Genomic DNA, 14,444 nt, shown 5'->3' on the forward strand with positions numbered 1-14,444 from the left:
AGCTTTAGTGAATGATGAATGATCAGTGGCGAGTTGCCTGTTGTGAGTTTTGGGAAAGGTTCGTGTGACTGAAAGCTGATTTCTGACAGCTCTCTGCTCACTGCCTTTTATGAAAATAGATATGTCCGGGTAAACCGAAAGGGCGCTCACTGGTCGTATAGTAACCGGATCCATCCCTAGCAAAAGTGATAGCTTCCCCTTGTGGTTCTGCTTGATAGGGTTGCATCGCGCCTTCTCGTTTAAACATTTCGGGAATTGACTCATTGGGTTTGCGCTTCCAATAATAGACATTTAACAGGTTTTTTATAAGTACTTCTTTGCCGTCCGAGGAGATGTCAGCACTTGTAATGAAAGTATAGGGGATGGAAATACGCTTTTTTAACACAATTGTGTCCCCTGCCTGTGCAGGCAGTATTGCTTCATAAACGCCTACATGTAGATCACGTTTACTAATAATATAGAGCTTTTTATCAATAGGATCGAAAAACAACGATTCAGCGTCCTTTGGTCCGTCTTCATAACGAAGGGTGTAACTGGTAATCGATTGCGCCGGGATGGTATCCACCATCTGTTTCCTATCAAATTTCGGTTCTTCAAATCGATGTACATAAATAGTGGTATGTTTTGCCAAATTATCACCGATATCACCCACCAATAAATAAGACTTATCGCCCTCCTTCATGTTTGCAATATCTTCCCAATCGCGCGCTCCTACTCCTTCTAAAAAATAAGTTGCCTTGTATTGAGCCGCACTGTCCAGCAAAAAGATACGTGCTTCATCACCACTATCATTATGTGTCCAAAAATACCCGGGATTATTGATACCGCAGACTAGACCGGACGCCTCATCAATCGCATCGTAAGTTAGCTGACCTTTATCAATCGCATCTCCGAACTCGCCCTTGTCAATGCGACAGAACACCGTGAGAAGGAAGGATATCCCTATGACATGAATAATTAATCGCATTGTGTGTTATTTGACATTTCTACGTCTACTCTCCCTCACCATTTTTTGTACCTTTGCCAATATTTTTGGTTGACATGCAGATAGAACAATTTTACGATACCGGACTCGCCCAAGCTTCATATGCCATTATTAGTAATAACGAAATGGTACTGGTTGATCCAGCAAGAGATCCCGAGCCGTACCTCGCCTTTGCAAGAGAAAATCATGCCAAAATTATTGGCATTATCGAAACACATCCTCATGCGGACTTCGTAAGCAGTCATTTAGAACTTCATAAACGCACAGGAGCTACCATTTACACGAGTAAACTAGTCGGAGCAAGTTATCCACACAAGACCTTTGACGAAGGTGAGCAAATTGAAATCGGCCATTGTACCTTGAAAGCCCTAAATACCCCGGGGCATTCGCCCGACAGTATTTGCGTCCTACTAAGTGATCAACATGGAAAAGAAATAGCCGTATTCACTGGTGATACGCTCTTTGTAGGTGATGTAGGAAGGCCCGATCTACGTGAAAATGTAGGAAATTTACAGGCAAAGGCCAGGGAATTGGCGAAAGCGATGTACTATAGTTTGCGCGATAAAATCATGAAATTACCCACGGATGTGCTTGTTTATCCAGCGCATGGCCCTGGTTCACTCTGCGGCAAAAGTATGCGCAACGAGTTACAAAGTACCATTGGCAAAGAGCTTGAAGAAAACCCGGCATTAGGTACTATGGAAGAATCAGTGTTTATAGAAATGCTTCTGAACGACCAACCCTTTATTCCAAAATATTTTATTCACGATGTTGCGCTCAATCGTGCGGGAGCATCCGATCTGGAAATAAGCTTGTCTCATATTATTCATACGGAAGAGTCAGAAATTGACAATACAAGTGCTTTACTTGTAGATACGCGGTCTGCGCAAGCCTTTAAAACAAGCCATCACCATCACGCCATTAATATTCCTGATGGCAATAAATTTGAAACTTGGCTTGGTAGTATTATCGCTCCCGGTGAGTCTTTTTATTTAATTATTGAGGACGAGCAAACCCTAAGCCGCTTATTGCATAAGCTCGCTAAAATAGGTTATGAAGCCCAGTGTAAGGGTTACCTTAGCGCCACGGTCAGCAGTCAAATGAGTCCTGTTTTTGACCTTTCTTTTTTCGAAAAAAATGAAGATAATTTTACCATCATTGATATCCGAAATGACAATGAGCTAAAGGAAGGTAAATTGTTTAAGCATGCCATTCATATCCCACTTCCCCGACTCCGGGAATCACTGCAAGCCATCCCGGAAGAAAAGCCTATTGTAGTTCATTGCGCAGGTGGGTATCGCTCTGCCATTGGTTCCAGCATTATTGCCGCCAGCGTGGCCGTACCTGTGTATGATCTAGGTACGGCGGTGAATGACTTTTCCCCAATTAGCTAATTTGCAAATTGGCTAATTAGCCAATGACTATATAGATTGACACCAATAGATGAATTTCGTTATAACAGCCGATGGGTCAAAAACCATCTTTCATGAAGCGATTGGAGAACATTATCATTCTAAGCACGGTGCGGTGCAGGAAAGTAGACATGTGTTTCTGCAATCCGGATTGCAATATTACCGAGAACATACCTCCGACAGGCCGACGAATACGGTATCTATCTTAGAGGTAGGTTTCGGGACAGGTCTCAACTTTTTATTAACGGCAGCTTATTGCCATCAGCAAAATGTTAAGCTCGTTTATACCGGTATTGAAGCTTATCCACTTGAAGCCGAAATAATCGCACAGACAGGTTATGAAAAACAAATACAGGCCACCCTTTGGCATTCTTTTTTAGCGCATTATACACCTGCTTTATCGAGCACACAAAGTATAACGAAGGAAATAGCATTAACTATTGCTCATCAGGAAGTTCTTACGTTTAATAGTGGGCAACGCTTTGATGTACTCTATTTTGACGCCTTTGCAGCCGTCCATCAACCGGAAATGTGGAACCTCGAAACACTTGAACATGTATGTTCGTTCCTGAATCCCGGAGGCGTATTTGTAACCTATGCGATCACAGGCAACCTAAAGCGTATTATGAAAAGTATTGGATTCACTATTGAAAAAGCACCAGGTGCCCCGGGTAAACGGGAGATGCTTCGGGCTGTTAAAATTAGCCAATGTGATGATTAGCCAATGTGATGATTGGATAAAGTGTGTTCATGAAAGTCTTCACACAAACAGATTTAGGTAATTGACTAATCAAATGATTAGCTAATTAAATTTCCCCTTCAACTCCCAATCCGAACAGCGCAAAGTCATACTTTACAGGATCGTTGGCATCTAGTATACGGAGCTTATCCGTTAGTTCGACAGCTGTACTCCAATCTCGTTGTTTACGAGTAATTAATCCCAAGTGTCTTGCCACCCGTTCTACGTGTACATCGCAAGGACAGATTAATTCACTCATTTTTATCCGTTTCCAAATACCAAAATCCACGCCGTGATTGTCATGACGAACCATCCATCGCAAAAACATATTGAGCCGCTTGCATGTGGACTTTTGACTGGGAGAACTGATATGTTTCCGCGTACGAGTCGGATAATCCGGTAAGCTGAAGAAATACGATCGAAAGCGATTCAAGGCAGCTTCAACTTTGATTTGCGGGCGAATCAACTCGGATTGATAACAGACGTTGCTATGCAATTCATCACCCGACACAGCCTCTTCTGACCACTCCATTAAAAAGTCCTGCCTAAATTCATTCGAGCTCGATAATGGTAGGAATGCGTACTCCAATGAATCGAAACGTTCGTAGTGCGCATTGAAAAAACTAATGAAATACAACAAGTCGGTGTCATTAAAAGTTCGATGTTTGAAGCCCAATAAACGTTTAAGATCACTTGCCTTGTGCGCTTTGATAAACTCGTAAGGCTGGCCATCCATTCGATCAATCAATTCGCGACATTTATTGATAATCGTCTTTCGTTGGCCCCAAGCCAATATCGCCGCGAAAAAACCCATGATTTCCACGTCCTGCTTCAGGGAAAATTCATGCGGAATACAAACCGGATCATTTTCAATAAAACCGGGCTGATTATATTGCGCTACCTTACGATCGAGAAAGTCTTTTAGATTTAACATAACCATTAGCCAATACGCCAATTAGCGAATTAGCTAATGATTGGCTAATTCGCTAATTGGTTAATCGATACATTATCCTAGTGCTTGCTCCAAGTCTTCCAAAAGATCTTCAATGTCTTCGACACCAACGCTGATACGAATTAGATTATCGACTACGCCGACCTGCTCTCTAACTTCCTTTGGAATGGATCCATGGGTCATCGTCGCGGGATGATTGATTAAAGATTCGACGCCACCGAGCGACTCCGCTAAAGAGAACACTTTAAAAGATGAAGCCACTTTAAAAGTGTCCTGCAAAGTGGCATTCTTTAGAACAATGGAAATCATACCACCAAAATCGCGCATTTGCTTTTTAGCGACTGCGTGATTTGGATGATCTTCAAAGCCTGGCCAATATATTTTTTCAATCCTTGGGTGATTCCGCAAAAAGTGGGCTACTTGTTTGCCGTTCTCACAATGCGCTTTCATGCGAAGATGCAAGGTTTTTATTCCGCGAAGTGCCAGAAAGCTATCCTGAGGCCCTGGGGTACCACCGCAAGCATTATAGTAAAAAAAGAGTTGCTTGTAGAGTTCTTCTTTATTAGTTACCAAAGCGCCCATCACCACGTCACTATGGCCGGCAATATATTTTGTCACCGAATGCATCACGATATCGGCGCCCAAATCAATAGGATTTTGCAAATAAGGTGAAGCAAAGGTGTTATCGACCACATATAAAACACCTGACTCCTTTGCAATTGCCCCCACAGCTTCAATATCAATAATCTGCATGGTTGGATTTGTAGGTGTTTCGATCCAGATAAGTTTTGTCTGATCGTTTAGATAGGACCGAATATTGTCGGGACTGGTGAGATCAACGAAGTGGAACTTGATACCAAATTTCTCAAATACCTTCGTGAAAATTCGGTAGGAACCTCCGTACAAATCATTACCTGTAATCACCTCATCACCCGGTTTTAATAAACGCAAAACCGTGTCCGTAGCAGCCATACCACTGGAAAACGCCAGTCCGAATTTTGCATTTTCCAACGCGGCAATACACTCCTCCAGCGCCTTACGTGTTGGATTCGTTCCCCTCGAATATTCATAACCTTTATGTTCGCCGGGCGATTGTTGCCAATAGGTCGATGTCTGATAAATCGGTGTCATCACAGCGCCCGTTGTTGGGTCCGGATGTTGCCCGGCATGTATAGCTTTTGTTGCGAATTTCATAAATTTTCGTTATTCGTTGATAGTTGCTCGTTATTAGTTGTTCGTTATTGGTTATTAGCCCCGTAACCCATTTGTTCCTTGTTTGTTATTAAGATGAGAATAACCAGTAACCAATTATTAAGTATGACCAATAACCAGTAACTAATAACTAGTCACCAAATTAATAAGCCTTAGCAAATAGTACTCTTTGCTTTGATGGTTTCCCTGTAAATATACACGTTCCTTCCTCTTCTTTATTGTTCAGCGGGATGCAGCGAATCGTCGCTTTTGTTTCTTCTTTTACTCTTTTTTCGGTTTCGCTCGTGCCATCCCAATGAGCCGAAATAAAACCACCTTCTCCTTCCAAAACCTCTTTAAACTCTTCGTAGGAATTTACTTCCGTGATATGTGCGTCACGGTAACTTAAAGCCTTTTGGTAGATATTTTCCTGAATATCAATCAGTAATTGTTCAATCGTTTCCGCTAATCCCGTCTGAGAAACAGTTTCTTTGCTTTGCGTATCCCTTCTTGCCAGCTCTACGGTACCATTCTGCAAATCGCGTGCTCCCACTGCTACCCGAACAGGCACACCTTTAAGTTCCCATTCTGCAAATTTAAATCCGGGACGTTGCGTATCACGATCATCATATTTCACAGACACCCCTTTTTGTTTCAATCTTGCTATCAAATCGTCCGCCAACGCATCAATTTGTTGACGCTCTTCTTCCGTTTTATAAATCGGTACGACAACGACCTGTATCGGTGCCAATTTAGGAGGTAAAACTAAACCTGCATCATCGGAGTGGGCCATAATCAAGGCGCCCATTAGACGTGTTGACACTCCCCAGGAGGTCGCCCAAACATGATCTAATTTACCTTCTTTCGATGTAAATTTAACATCAAAAGCCTTAGCGAAATTCTGTCCTAGAAAATGCGAAGTTCCTGCCTGCAATGCTTTACCATCTTGCATAAGCGCTTCGATACAATAGGTATCCAATGCCCCTGCAAAACGTTCATTTTCTGTCTTTCTTCCACGTACTACCGGCAAAGCCATCCAATTTTCCGCAAAGGTTGCATATACGTTAAGCATCCGTTCCGTTTCCTCCACCGCCTCTTCACTCGTTGCATGCGCGGTGTGCCCTTCCTGCCACAAGAATTCAGCTGTTCGCAGAAACAAACGTGTACGCATTTCCCAACGCACCACATTCGCCCATTGATTAACCAGGATCGGCAAATCACGGTATGACTGTATCCAACCCTTATAGGTGTTCCATATAATAGTTTCGGAAGTTGGCCGCACAATAAGCTCTTCCTCTAACTTTGCCTCTTCGTCAACAACGATCTGTCCATTTCCGTCATTTTTAAGACGATAATGTGTCACAACGGCACACTCCGTTGCGAAACCTTCTACGTGAGAAGCCTCCTTCGAAAAAAATGACTTTGGTATGAAGAGCGGAAAGTAGGCATTGCTATGCCCGGTATCTTTAAACATTTGATCAAGTGCGGCCTGCATTTTCTCCCATATAGCATAGCCATAGGGCTTGATTACCATACATCCACGTACGGCAGAGTGTTCTGCTAAATCGGCCTTACTTACTAATTCATTGTACCATTGCGAATAATCTTCATTTCTGCTAGTTATACCTTTACTCATTGTTGTATGTTTGGAATAAAAATTGTGCTTTAAATAGAAAGCAAAAAGGAATTGTTAAAATTTGTTAAAAATGTTAAAATCACCGTAAAGTTACTTCCATTTTGCGAATGTAAGGATTATTAAATTATTTTTGTAGCAGACGCATTTTCACAACCGTTTACCTATTAAACCTTTTCGGTTTAACTGCGTCTAACGTTACAAAGACCACAAAATTATTTGAAAGGAAAGAACAATGAAAAGTAAACCATTAATCATAAAAAGTGCTGTATTGATAGGAGCCTTATCCTTAGGATCATGTGCTACCAGTCAGTACGCACAAAATACTTTTCAGGATGATGTTTATGGAGGGAGGACAAAAGCAAAGGAAGTAGCCTATCGTAGCCCGGATTATTATGATGAATATGCCGAGCCTGCTGAAGGTTATGACGAATATGCTGACACGGATACCAATGCTTATGACGACCAATATGCAGATCAGAATGGAAGATATTATGATGACGAGTATGCTGACAGCTATGGAGATGCCTATGCTGATGAGTACAGTGACTCCGAGTACGCAAATCGCATCAATCGTTTTTACTATGCCACACCGGGCATGACCTATTACGATCCATTTTTTGATCCCTGGTACGGCTATGCCGGTTGGGGCGGTGGTTTTGGCTGGGGCGGTGGCTTCGGTTTAGGTTTTGGCTGGAGCAGCGGCTGGGGCTGGGGCGGTGGCTTCGGCTGGGGTGGCCGTTGGGGCAATCCTTACTTTGCCGGTGGCTGGGGTGGCTGGTACTCACCTTGGTGGGGTCCCTACTCTTACTACGGCGCCGGCTGGGGCTGGGGCGGTGGCTACTGGGGTGGCGGCTGGGGCTATCCAGGTTGGGGCTGGGGCGGCGGTTACGCTCGCCGAGTAAACTATAACCCAAGACCCTACGCCATGAATGCTTTCAATTCCAGAGGTTCTATTATACGAAATAACCTTGGGGTTAACAACAGAAGAGGTAGCGGAGTTAGAACTTCGAATGCGCGGAATAATTGGGGAACTGGAAGTAGGGCTACCGGTGTAAGACCAAGTAGCGGCAGCAGAACTACCCGAGAAACTTATAATAGAGGAAATATTGGTTCAAGACCATCCTACGGACGTCGCCCAAGCAGCATGGATAGACCGAGCAACATGGGTAGACCATCATCTGGAAACAGGCCTGTTGGTTCCCGTCCAAGTAGCATGGATCGACCAAGTGGTATGAGCAGACCTTCGTCAAGACCTAGTTCGATGGGTCGTCCTACGTCAAGACCACAAGGTAGCGTATCAAGACCAAGCAGTGCACCTTCACGTCCGAGCTATAGTCCATCATCGGGAGGAAGATCTTCCGGGGGATTTAGCGGAGGCGGTATGAGTCGCGGCGGCGGAGGCGGTGGTGTTTCCCGTGGCGGTGGAGGAAGAAGATAACCTATTATACGGCACAGTTCTTATAGAGGGCTGTGCCATACAAATCCTAAATACAAAATTTCGTGCCGTAATATTTATATGTTATTAAACGCTTAATTGAATGAGAACTAAACAATTTATAACACTGGGAATCATGACAGGCTTTTTTTATGCTGCTCATGCCCAGAACGTAGGGGAATCCCTCCTCTTCTCCCAAAATGAACAAGGATCATCCGCGAGGTTTAAGGCAATGGGGAATGCCCAGACTGCGTTGGGTGGTGATATCAGTAATATTTCGGGCAATCCAGCAGGTCTAGGATTTTTCACGAGTTCAGATGTCAGCATTTCGTTAGATTATTTTGGCGATAAAAATCAAGCCACTTATTTTGGACAGTCAAATTCCAATACAAAAAACAGGTTTGGCCTAAATCAACTGGGAATTGTTTTCAATCTACCTAGCATGCGTGCCAGAGGCAGCAATTTGGAGACAGGTTGGCTCAATTTCAATATTGGGTTAGGCTACACTAAAACCAACAGCTTTCATTCAACATTAGGTTATGCTGGTGTTAATACGACGTCAACGGCTGCAGACTTCTTTGCTGATCAGGGCTATGAGGGATCGTTCCTAGGGAAAATCGGATATGATTTTGGTTTATATGATCAATTAGGAAACGATAATTACCCTATGACAAGCATCGACAATGAACAGGGTGTTATGAATCGCTACAGTGGATATCAATCGGAAACCAATTTATCTTTCGGAGCAAACTATAGCAATAAATTTTATTTAGGTGCGGGAATTGGTTTAGCCACCATAGACTACGATAGTTATACAGGTTTTTATGAAGACGGAGTCATGGTTGATCAGGCCTATCTAGAAACACTTCCTGGTTGGCAAAATTCAAGATTTGGCCCTAACGGAGACACGGGCTATCAACAACTTTTGGGTTCCGACTATAGCTACGATCAAGAAGTCTGGATGAGAACTCGTGGTACAGGCGTTAATTTTAAATTAGGAATGATCTATAAACCGGTGGAACAAGTTCGAATTGGTATTAATGCAACTAGCCCTACTTGGTACAGAATGTCTGATGATTTTGATGATTCGTATATGATCAGAAATTATCATCCAAATGAATCGGAGCCATTTTCAAGCGCAGATGACCAGTCTCAAGCAAACTATTACGAGTACAACTACCGTACACCATTCCGATTTAATGGTGGTATTGCAGGAGTTTTCTCAAGGGGTCTTATATCAGCGGATGTGGAGTATATTGACTACGGAAGCGCTCGTTTCTCAGGCACTTATAGCTATGATAAAGAGTTAATGAACGAAGATATAAAAGCGAACTACAAAGGAGCCGTTAACTTGAAAGTAGGTGGTGAATTAGCTGTAATACCGCAAGTTATGATGATTCGTGCAGGTTATAATCATCAAGGAAACCCTTACGACAATGCTGATTTTAAAGCAAGATCTATTACCGGAGGGCTTGGTTTTCGCTTCTTGAATTACTATGTAGACGCAACCTATCAAAATTGGCAACAAGAATACAACCATATGCCATACCAGTTCACACCGGCGCACCAAGAAGCAACAGGATTGACAAATCCTTCGGCGAGTGTTAAAAATACACGTAACAATGTGTTCTTAACGATAGGTGCGAAATTTTAATATTAAGTATCAAAAAATAGTGAAAAGGTTAAGCAAGCTTGCTTAACCTTTTTTGTTTAAAATACCAATTCCCTTACCATCACGTCCACTACTTTCAAACCAATTTGTCCGTCACTTGTTAGCAAGATATGGTAGATACCGTAGCATATTTCCAAGAAAAGAGATATGAAGGACATTAAAAAGAAAATCATGTTTGAAGCCTCCATGAGAAGATCATTCGATATTTTTTTGAATGATTTAGGCATTTGGTGGCCAAAGGAGTATACCTGGTCGAGGGAAGAGTTGGTTGCATTAAAAGTTAATCCTACGATCAATGGCTTTTTCACCGAGATAGGCCCCTATGGATTTCAGTGCGATTGGGGACGGATTGTAGCCTTTGGAACGGACGCTTTCACTTTTCTCTGGCAAATAGGTCCCGACCGCGTACCAGAGCCCAATCCCGATAAGTCAAGCGAAGTGGAAATATCTTTTACCGAAGATCAAGGTTGCACAACCATGATCTTGGAACACCGAAATTTTGCAAAGCACGGCGAAAAAGCTATTGCTTATCAGGAAATGATGGACGCTCCGGAAGGATGGGATTATATTTTAGCCTGTTTTGTGGAATATTTACTTACCAGAACTGTTTAAAACTGGTTATTAGTTATTGGTTGTTAGTTGTTAATATACGCAATGACTTAACTACTCAACCATTTAACGTCTCAACTACTTAACTACCGGTCGCTCCCGATATAAACGAGCAGCTATTTTTTCCACCACATTTTTTGGAGCCAACCAATCGCCAAAACGTTGTAACTTATTGGTAAAGCCGGGTACCACCTCCGCTTTCCCATCATACATCGCTTTCAGAGCCTGCCGGGCAACGATATCGGCCGACATATTATATTTAGCGGTTAGCTTTGCTAAGGCCTGCATCCCTGCTCTATCTGAAAAACCCGTTTCTGTTGGCCCGGGACATAAACAAGTGACAGATATGTTCTTTGATTTTAACTCGTGCCGAATAGCTCGCGTAAAGGACAAGACATAGGCTTTTGAGGCTGCGTAAACCGCTAAAGTCGGTACCGCTTGATACGCAGCTGTACTTGCAACTTGCAATAGATAAGACTGATCGTTCTTTTCAAGCAAGGATATAAAGCGGTAGGTAATGGACGTGAGGTTTCGAACATTTAGATCGATCATCTGCTCCTGTTCTTGGATTGGCAACGTATCAAAAGCACCCCACAAACCAAAACCGGCATTGTTAACGAGAATCTGTATAGGAACACGCAAGCTTTGACACCAATTGAAAAGTATATCCGCAGCCCCTTGCTGTGCCAGATCAAGCGTCAAAAAATCTACCTCGACACGATACGAAACATGCAATTCTTTTTTCAATAACTCGAGCTTTTCAGTCGACCGGGCCACCAAGAGCAGATTGTATGAACGTTTGGCCAACTCAATTGCTAAACTTTTCCCAATTCCCTGACTTGCGCCGGTAATCAATGCATAAGGATTCATATAGTGAATATTAATCAAATACGAACATACTAATATCGATCTAGGCCTGAAAATTAATTGGTGTTTTTATTACCTAATTTGAAACTAACTGAAACCGCTAAACCTTTCGATTCCAACTTGGTTCGACCGTAACCAACACCTGTTAAAGGTAATTTGACAAAAGGTCTAACGCCAATGCTAACCTTATTATTCAGCTGCTGTTCAAAGGTAGCAGAGATGTTTGCCACTCCGAAGGGATGATTGTTTTTACCATTCACCTCGTAGTTTATATGTTGCTTATCCTGATAGGAATCTCCGGTATGATAGCTAAATTCATATTGTTCCCGTAACATAAAATAGCTGGATGCACCGCCGTTCACAACAATACGTGTTGCACCCTTTTGGTATACCTGATAGCTCAGTTCAATTGGCACATCCAGTACGTCGCATGCTGCATCGACTTCGCTCGGGGTCAATGCATAGTTTCGTTGTACTTTTGGTCGGTAAAAGCTATAAGGCGAATTGTAGTTTTTTCTCGCATACAATACGCCGCCTGATATACTTAATTTATGCGTTAAGGGCAAGGTATACAGAACACCCATATTTCGGCTCAGCTGTGGGTTTCCAGCCCCTTGCACAGTAGTTAAATCGGGCGCAGCTAAAATCGTTAAGTAAGCAGAGGTTCTTTTTCGAGGCATCTTTAGCTCGGGTGCAGTGTTCTCGCCGGTCAACAGAGCGTTTGCTACATACACCGGTGCCAAGCTTAAATTTCCATCCCTCCTTCCAACAAAATCATCAGGTGTTGAATGAATCTTTAACGTATCCTTATAAATACCGGCAAGTACTTGCTCTATTCTCCCCGCTCCATGATCGTTGTTTTTTTCAGGCACAGCGACCAAGGCTCCTCTTGACTCCTTTTGTATATGCGAACCCTTTACCACCTGATCGTTAATCGGCGGTATTATTTTCTCAACCGGCGCCCTTTTGGACGTCATGCTGTCTTTCTTTTCCGTTACTTCAACCACCGTATCCCGTGTAGTGGGCCACCAGATAATTAGGCAAGCCAGTATAATAGCTGCTGCTGCGCTCAAAGAACCCAACCAGATAATTCCTTGTCTTTTTTTCCGGTTAGAAGCAAGTTTCTCTTCCATAGCGATCCAATGCACCTCGTCATAAGATGCTTCCGGGTTCTTTAACCCTTCCCTGAATAGCTCATCGAGTTTCTTCTTCTCCATCACACTTACTCACTTAGGTTCTTATCTATTTCATTTTTATCGATGCTTACGTCCCTTTCCTTCAGCATCTCCATTAATTTTGCTCTTGCCTTAAACAGGTTCGACTTCGATGTTCCGACAGAAATATGCAACATCCCTGCGATTTCTTCATGGCTATATCCTTCAATTGCATAAAGGTTAAAAACCGTCCGATAGGAAGGACTTAACGACTGTACCATGCATAAAAGGTCTTGATAGTTTAGTTTCTCATAAATAGCCTCGTCAGATCCCGCCTGATCATAATCCACTATATTTTCATTACTGGCAAATTTAAGGTTAGCTCGATAATAATCAATTGCGGCATTGGTCATAATACGACCAATCCAAGCAGTGAACGGTTTTCGGCTGTCGTATTTCTTGATATGCTTAAATACTTTAAAAAAGCCCTCGTTCATGATACTGGCGGCGTCTATTTTGTTACCCGCATAACGTTGGCAAATCCCTATTGAATAAGCATAGTAATGCCTATAGAGTTCCTTTTGAGAATTCCGATCCTCTTGAATACATCCCTGTATAAGTTTCGATATGACTTCTTCCTGATTCTCCTTAGGTGCCACCAAGCCCTCCTTCCAATAGACATTACGAACGCCCTCAAAAAAAGGTTGCCTCAAAGCTAAAATTAATTACGGGAGTAAAATAAATTTCTGTAACAAATATTTTGCATTTTTTATACCTGCCAGGCAACCCTATGCATCTCATCTCCGTATTTACAGTATCGATCAAAAAAACACATAAAAATGAAGAGGTTTAAGATTATGAAAAGAAAGTCATTCCATGCACTTGCTATTTTAACAAGTTTTATTGCTGTCCTATACAGCTGCTCAAAAGACCAGGCTGCCGAACCTGAATCGCCGGGCAATGAAGAAGTAACCGCTGAAAACGTCAGTTACAATAATTTCGCCGGTGCCCTGTTTCAGACAAAGTGTGCAGGTTGCCATGCGGCCGGAGGTGGAGCAAGTGGTCGTTGGACCTTCTCGGACTACAATTCGGTTCGATCGAATGGGACCAGAATTAACAATGTCGTATTGGTAACGGGTACCATGCCCCTCGGCGGCTCTTTAAGTACAAATGAAAAGGCACTTTTAAAAGCTTGGTTTGATCGTAATATGCCGGAACAGTAATAGAAAAAATCATGACTCAAAAAGTAATTTTACCCTTATTGCTCCTGAGCTTCTTCTCTGTTGTAATTTCAAGAGCACAAAGCACCTATGTATGTAACGGTGCTACCATATCTTTTTTCAGCAGTACACCGGTTGAAGATATAGAAGGTATCAGCAAGAATGGATTGTCTGCCTTGGATGTCAATACCGGTGACATTGTATTCAAAGTGAAAAACACCTCTTTTCAATTCAAAAAAAAGCTTATGCAAGAGCATTTCAATGAAAATTATATGGAAAGCGAACAGTATCCATTCTCAGAATTTAAAGGAAAAATAAACGATCCGGATAAACTGAAAGACAATGGTAGCTATCAATGTATCGTGCGTGGTACACTAACTGTACATGGTGTTGCTAAAAGCTACACTGCACCTGTTAAAATAACGGTGAACAATGGTGCCATTACAGCCGCATGTACCTTTAAGGTAAAGACAGCCGATCATGGGATTGAAGTTCCAACCATTGTTATAAAAAACATAGCGGAAACCTTGGACGTTAAGGTTGCTGCTGCTTACCAAGCTAAAACCCCTTAA

14 protein-coding genes are annotated in these 14,444 nt (G+C 42.5%); 7 read left to right on the top strand and 7 right to left on the bottom strand.

Annotated features, from left to right (window positions below):
- Window positions 1-97: 97 nt before the first annotated feature.
- Complete coding sequence (locus RYH73_RS09410) at window positions 98-967, bottom strand: hypothetical protein (RefSeq protein ID WP_335313164.1); 870 nt, start codon at window positions 965-967, stop codon at window positions 98-100.
- A gap of 74 nt (window positions 968-1,041) precedes the next feature.
- Here RYH73_RS09410 and RYH73_RS09415 point away from each other — a divergent pair, with 74 nt between their 5' ends.
- Together RYH73_RS09415 and mnmD are read left to right on the top strand one after the other, a co-directional pair.
- A complete protein-coding gene (locus tag RYH73_RS09415) occupies window positions 1,042-2,379 on the top strand; it encodes an MBL fold metallo-hydrolase (RefSeq protein ID WP_335313165.1) in 1,338 nt (445 codons plus the stop codon).
- 49 nt (window positions 2,380-2,428) lie between these two features.
- Window positions 2,429-3,118: a tRNA (5-methylaminomethyl-2-thiouridine)(34)-methyltransferase MnmD gene (gene mnmD / locus RYH73_RS09420; protein WP_335313166.1), complete on the top strand. Its 690-nt coding sequence runs from the start codon at window positions 2,429-2,431 to the stop codon at window positions 3,116-3,118.
- Between the two features lie 85 nt (window positions 3,119-3,203).
- Here the strand turns inward: mnmD and RYH73_RS09425 are convergent, their stop codons facing one another.
- From RYH73_RS09425 to proS, 3 genes are all read right to left on the bottom strand, one after another.
- Window positions 3,204-4,076, bottom strand: coding sequence for a TIGR02757 family protein (locus tag RYH73_RS09425; protein WP_335313167.1), 873 nt, complete (start codon window positions 4,074-4,076; stop codon window positions 3,204-3,206).
- Window positions 4,077-4,142: 66 nt separating this feature from the next.
- Window positions 4,143-5,282 carry a cystathionine gamma-synthase gene (locus RYH73_RS09430; RefSeq protein WP_335313168.1) on the bottom strand — a complete coding sequence of 380 codons (1,140 nt, stop codon included), beginning with the start codon at window positions 5,280-5,282 and terminating at the stop codon, window positions 4,143-4,145.
- A 160-nt stretch (window positions 5,283-5,442) separates the two neighbouring features.
- Entirely contained in the window at window positions 5,443-6,915 is a 1,473-nt protein-coding gene (gene proS, locus RYH73_RS09435; protein WP_335313169.1) for a proline--tRNA ligase, read from the bottom strand.
- Between the two features lie 232 nt (window positions 6,916-7,147).
- On the opposite strand from proS, the gene RYH73_RS09440 reads away from it, so the two are divergent.
- From RYH73_RS09440 to RYH73_RS09450, 3 genes are all read left to right on the top strand, one after another.
- Complete coding sequence (locus tag RYH73_RS09440; RefSeq protein ID WP_335313170.1) at window positions 7,148-8,353, top strand: hypothetical protein; 1,206 nt, start codon at window positions 7,148-7,150, stop codon at window positions 8,351-8,353.
- A 100-nt stretch (window positions 8,354-8,453) separates the two neighbouring features.
- Window positions 8,454-10,004 carry an OmpP1/FadL family transporter gene (locus RYH73_RS09445; RefSeq protein ID WP_335313171.1) on the top strand — a complete coding sequence of 517 codons (1,551 nt, stop codon included), beginning with the start codon at window positions 8,454-8,456 and terminating at the stop codon, window positions 10,002-10,004.
- 165 nt (window positions 10,005-10,169) lie between these two features.
- Window positions 10,170-10,634 carry a hypothetical protein gene (locus RYH73_RS09450; protein ID WP_335313172.1) on the top strand — a complete coding sequence of 155 codons (465 nt, stop codon included), beginning with the start codon at window positions 10,170-10,172 and terminating at the stop codon, window positions 10,632-10,634.
- A 75-nt stretch (window positions 10,635-10,709) separates the two neighbouring features.
- Here RYH73_RS09450 and RYH73_RS09455 read toward each other — a convergent pair whose 3' ends face one another.
- From RYH73_RS09455 to RYH73_RS09465, 3 genes are read right to left on the bottom strand one after another with little or no spacing between them, the layout of a single operon-like run.
- Entirely contained in the window at window positions 10,710-11,501 is a 792-nt protein-coding gene (locus RYH73_RS09455; protein ID WP_335313173.1) for an SDR family NAD(P)-dependent oxidoreductase, read from the bottom strand.
- A 53-nt stretch (window positions 11,502-11,554) separates the two neighbouring features.
- The gene (locus RYH73_RS09460; RefSeq protein WP_335313174.1) at window positions 11,555-12,715 is read right to left on the bottom strand and encodes a hypothetical protein; all 1,161 of its coding nucleotides are present in this window, start codon (window positions 12,713-12,715) and stop codon (window positions 11,555-11,557) included.
- A 5-nt stretch (window positions 12,716-12,720) separates the two neighbouring features.
- On the bottom strand, window positions 12,721-13,365 hold the full coding sequence (locus tag RYH73_RS09465) for an RNA polymerase sigma factor (protein ID WP_335313175.1): 645 nt from the start codon (window positions 13,363-13,365) through the stop codon (window positions 12,721-12,723).
- Window positions 13,366-13,491: 126 nt separating this feature from the next.
- Between RYH73_RS09465 and RYH73_RS09470 the strand changes: the two genes are divergently transcribed.
- Both RYH73_RS09470 and RYH73_RS09475 read left to right on the top strand, forming a co-directional pair.
- Window positions 13,492-13,875 (top strand): hypothetical protein, encoded by a 384-nt coding sequence (locus RYH73_RS09470; RefSeq protein ID WP_335313176.1) that lies wholly within the window; start codon window positions 13,492-13,494, stop codon window positions 13,873-13,875.
- Between the two features lie 11 nt (window positions 13,876-13,886).
- On the top strand, window positions 13,887-14,444 hold the full coding sequence (locus RYH73_RS09475) for a YceI family protein (RefSeq protein ID WP_335313177.1): 558 nt from the start codon (window positions 13,887-13,889) through the stop codon (window positions 14,442-14,444).

The sequence above is a fragment of the Olivibacter sp. CPCC 100613 genome (genome assembly GCF_036959255.1).
Classification (GTDB): domain Bacteria; phylum Bacteroidota; class Bacteroidia; order Sphingobacteriales; family Sphingobacteriaceae; genus Olivibacter.

Coding starts and splice junctions, on each gene's coding strand:
- RYH73_RS09410 (WP_335313164.1), bottom strand. CDS start 967: ATGCGATTAATTATTCATGTCATAGGGATATCCTTCCTTCTCACGGTG.
- RYH73_RS09415 (WP_335313165.1), top strand. CDS start 1,042: ATGCAGATAGAACAATTTTACGATACCGGACTCGCCCAAGCTTCATAT.
- mnmD (WP_335313166.1), top strand. CDS start 2,429: ATGAATTTCGTTATAACAGCCGATGGGTCAAAAACCATCTTTCATGAA.
- RYH73_RS09425 (WP_335313167.1), bottom strand. CDS start 4,076: ATGGTTATGTTAAATCTAAAAGACTTTCTCGATCGTAAGGTAGCGCAA.
- RYH73_RS09430 (WP_335313168.1), bottom strand. CDS start 5,282: ATGAAATTCGCAACAAAAGCTATACATGCCGGGCAACATCCGGACCCA.
- proS (WP_335313169.1), bottom strand. CDS start 6,915: ATGAGTAAAGGTATAACTAGCAGAAATGAAGATTATTCGCAATGGTAC.
- RYH73_RS09440 (WP_335313170.1), top strand. CDS start 7,148: ATGAAAAGTAAACCATTAATCATAAAAAGTGCTGTATTGATAGGAGCC.
- RYH73_RS09445 (WP_335313171.1), top strand. CDS start 8,454: ATGAGAACTAAACAATTTATAACACTGGGAATCATGACAGGCTTTTTT.
- RYH73_RS09450 (WP_335313172.1), top strand. CDS start 10,170: ATGAAGGACATTAAAAAGAAAATCATGTTTGAAGCCTCCATGAGAAGA.
- RYH73_RS09455 (WP_335313173.1), bottom strand. CDS start 11,501: ATGAATCCTTATGCATTGATTACCGGCGCAAGTCAGGGAATTGGGAAA.
- RYH73_RS09460 (WP_335313174.1), bottom strand. CDS start 12,715: ATGGAGAAGAAGAAACTCGATGAGCTATTCAGGGAAGGGTTAAAGAAC.
- RYH73_RS09470 (WP_335313176.1), top strand. CDS start 13,492: ATGAAGAGGTTTAAGATTATGAAAAGAAAGTCATTCCATGCACTTGCT.
- RYH73_RS09475 (WP_335313177.1), top strand. CDS start 13,887: ATGACTCAAAAAGTAATTTTACCCTTATTGCTCCTGAGCTTCTTCTCT.